Consider the following 2,784-nt stretch of genomic DNA (forward strand, 5'->3'; position numbering starts at 1 on the left):
CAGGGGTTCCCGCCGCTGTCCACGCGGGACGGGCTCGCGCTGCTGGATACCGCTTTGCAGGTCAACGAGCCGGTCGCGGTGCCGGTCGCGCTGCGGACCAGCGCGTTCGCCGGGCAGCGGGACACGCTGCCCAGCGTGTTGCGCGACCTTGCGTCGGCCACCGAGCAGCGGCGCTCCCTCGGCCGTGCCGCGGCCGCCGACGACTCGGGGCTGGCCCACCGCCTGAAGGAGCTTTCGCCCGCCGAGCGGGACCGGATGCTGCTCGACATCGTGCAGACTTCTGTCGCCGCCGTCCTCGGACACACCTCGCCCGGATCGATCGATCCGACGCGCGCGTTCAAGGAACTCGGCTTCGACTCGCTGACCGCGGTGGACCTGCGCAACCGGCTCAGCTCCGCCACCGCCCTGCAACTGCCCGCCACCATCATCTTCGATCACCCGACGGTCCTGTCCCTGCGGGACTACCTGCGGGCGGAGTTGGTGCCGGAGGACGACGGTGGCGCCGGATTCCTCCTCGGGGAACTCGAAAAACTCCAGTCGGTTCTTGCCGAGACGGTGCCCACCGATGAGGCCGTCCGCGCCGAAGTCGGCAGCAAGCTACAGAGGCTGCTGGCTGTATGGGCCGGGAGCGACGGCGGCCCGGAGATCCGGGCGGGCGCCGAGGGGATCGAGGACGCGACCGACGACGAGCTGTTCTCGCTGATGGACAGCAAGCCATGGGCGAACTGAGCCCCCTGGCTCAGGCTTCGGCTCTATCTGAAGGATAAGGAACGCATGGCGAACGAAGACAAGCTCCGGGAATATCTCAAGCGCGCGATCGCCGATGCTCGGGATGCTCACCTTCGCCTGAGTGAAGCCGAAGCGAAAGCCCACGAGCCCATCGCGATCGTGGGCATGGGATGCCGGTACCCGGGCGGGGTGGCCTCGCCGGAGGATCTGTGGCAGCTGGTCAGCTCGGCGGGGGACGGAATCACCCCGTTCCCCACCGATCGCGGCTGGGACCTCGAGACCCTCTTCGACCCCGACACGGACCGCCCGGGCACCTCGCACGTACACGAGGGCGGGTTTCTGCACGACGCGGCCGAGTTCGACGCCGAGTTGTTCGGGATCTCGCCGCGCGAGGCCCTTGCCATGGATCCGCAGCAGCGGCTGCTGCTGGAGACCTCGTGGGAGGCCCTGGAACGGGCGGGGATCAACCCCCACTCGCTGCGCGGCTCGGCTACCGGCGTCTTCGCCGGCCTGATGTACCACGACTACGCGTCGCGCCTGAGCGGCGTGCCCAAGGACGTCGAGGGCTTCCTCGCCAACGGCAACGCGGGCAGCGTCTTCTCCGGCCGCATCTCGTACGTGTTCGGGTTCGAGGGGCCCGCGGTGACACTCGACACCGCGTGCTCATCCTCGCTGGTCTCCCTGCACCTTGCCTGCCACGCGCTACGGACCGGCGAGTGCGGGATCGCGCTCGCCGGTGGCGTCACCGTGATGGCCGCCCCGACGACGTTCGTGGAGTTCTCCCGGCAGCGTGGCCTCGCTGCCGACGGACGGTGCAAGCCGTTCGCGGAGGCCGCGGACGGCACCGCCTGGGCCGAGGGCGCCGGCGTGCTCGTACTGGAGCGGCTGTCCGAGGCACAGCGGCTGGGCCACCAGGTGCTCGCGGTGATCAGCGGCAGCGCCGTCAACCAGGACGGCGCCTCGAACGGGCTGAGCGCGCCGAACGGTCCGTCGCAGCAGCGCGTGATCCGCCAGGCGTTGAAGGCCGCGCGGATCACGGCGTCCGAAGTGGACGTCGTCGAGGCGCACGGCACCGGAACCCGGCTCGGCGATCCCATCGAGGCCCAGGCGCTGCTCGCGACCTACGGCCAGGGGCGCGACGGCGCCGAGCCGCTGTGGCTGGGCTCGGTGAAGTCGAACTTCGGACACACCCAGGCCGCCGCGGGCGTCGCCGGCGTCATCAAGATGGTGATGGCCCTGCGCGCCGGGGAACTGCCCCGGACCCTGCACGTGGGTGAGCCCTCGTCGCACGTCGACTGGGGCGCGGGCTCGGTGCGCCTGCTGACCGAAGAACGCCCCTGGCCCCGCGCCGACCATCCTCGTCGCGCGGGGATTTCTTCGTTCGGCATCAGTGGTACCAACGCCCATGTCATCCTCGAGGAACCTCCTGCCGCGTCAGGCGGTGACAGTGGTGACGGTGACGGTGACGGCGAAGAGAACGCCACCGCCTCCGACGAGGCCACGACGGACCTGTCGGCGATGCCGGTGGTGCCGTGGGTGCTGTCCGGTCGGAACGCCCAATCGGTGCGGGCACAGACCGAACGCCTGGCGGCCTTCCTCGGCGAGCGGGACCACTCCCCGGTCGACGTCGGCTTCTCGTTGGCGACCACGCGGGCGGTCCTGGAGCACCGGACCGTGGTGCTGGGCACGGACGGGGCGGCGCCGCTGACCGGCCTGACAGACCCGGCCGGTGACGACGCCGTGATATCCGGCGCGGTGACCGACGGCCGAACGGGCTGGATGTTCACCGGTCAGGGGAGCCAGCGGATCGGGATGGGCCGTGAGCTGTACGACCGGTTCCCGGTGTTCGCGCGGGTCCTGGACGAGGTGTGCGGCCACCTGAACACCGAGCTGGAAGGCGCCGCCGGGTTCGACGCCCCACTGCGGGAGGTGTTGTTCGCGGCGGAGGGGTCTGCGGAGGCGGCTCTGCTGGAGGGGACCGGGTATGCGCAGCCGGCGTTGTTCGCGGTGCAGGTGGCGCTGGTGGAGTTGCTGCGGTCGTGGGGCATGGGTCCG

Annotated in this window: 1 protein-coding gene and 1 pseudogene; both read left to right on the forward strand. The window is 70.8% G+C overall.

Annotation, left to right across the window (positions count from 1 at the left end):
• Positions 1 to 729, forward strand: a 729-nt coding sequence (locus LCH29_RS43720) for a phosphopantetheine-binding protein (protein ID WP_446467246.1), incomplete at its 5' end; no start/stop codon positions are given.
• 48 nt (positions 730 to 777) lie between these two features.
• Positions 778 to 2,784 (forward strand): annotated as a pseudogene (locus LCH29_RS43725) (type I polyketide synthase); the annotation flags it as partial.

The organism is Streptomyces sp. BRA346 (assembly GCF_052851135.1).